General features: G+C 33.3%; 1 protein-coding gene. It reads right to left on the bottom strand.

The window, feature by feature from the left end; all coding sequences use genetic code 11:
- Positions 1–26 precede the first annotated feature (26 nt).
- Positions 27–944, bottom strand: coding sequence for a type IX secretion system membrane protein PorP/SprF (locus tag ABNT22_RS13145; protein ID WP_348713894.1), 918 nt, complete (start codon positions 942–944; stop codon positions 27–29).
- Positions 945–973: the final 29 nt, after the last annotated feature.

The raw sequence follows: 973 nt of genomic DNA on the forward strand, positions 1-973 counted from the left end.
GGGGGATTAAATTATTCTTTCTTCTTTTAGAAGAATCGAGGAGATCTATATTTTATTTCTTTAAATACTTCGTAACGTAACATAATTTCATGGGTTCCTGAATTAACTACATTATAATTAGACGTTGTTAAATCATAGGCATACCCAATCATTAAAGAGTCTGAGATTTGAAACCCTAATAGAGCACTAATAGAGTCATCCCATCTCCAACCTACACCAACTCTAAATCTCTCACTAAATAGTAAATTTGCAGAAACATCTAACGATAACGGTGCTCCTGAAACTCCTTTTAATAAAAGAGCTGGTTTAAATTTTAAATCTTCATTCAAATCAAAAACATATCCTGTAATGAAGAAAAAGTGCATTCTTTCTAAAGCAACTTCTCCACTTGGTAAATCATTATCATAATGCTCTGTTCTGATAATATTCGGAACCGATAATCCAACATACCATTGTGGCTCATGGTAATATAACCCAGCACCAATTGTTGGTAATATTCTGTTAACCGGAGGAAATGTTTCAGCCGTTGTTGTTGTTCCTTTAGACCAATCAATATTCAACCATCTACCTCCTAAACGTAAACCAAATGCCAAATTACCTTGTTGACCAGTTTCAATTGTATAAGAAACATTAGCATCCAAATAAATTTCATGAGAAGGTCCGATTTTATCATTAACTAAGTTAACTCCTAGTCCTAAACCTGTATAACCTAAAGGAGTATCGTAACTTAAATTTTGAGTATCTGGAGCACCATCAAAACCAACCCATTGCGTTCTTCCTAAAGCTGAAATTACCGTATGTCCTCTAGATCCAGCATATGCAGGGTTAACCGACATTGTATTAAACATGTACTGTGTATACTGTGGATCTTGTTGTGCATAGGTATTTGATACAACACAAATACCCATGACACTTAATAAGAATATACCTAATAATGATTTCATTCTAATTGAACTTTTTTTCATAATCATTT

It is taken from the genome of Tenacibaculum sp. 190130A14a (assembly GCF_964048965.1).
Classification (GTDB): Bacteria; Bacteroidota; Bacteroidia; order Flavobacteriales; family Flavobacteriaceae; genus Polaribacter; species Polaribacter polynesiense.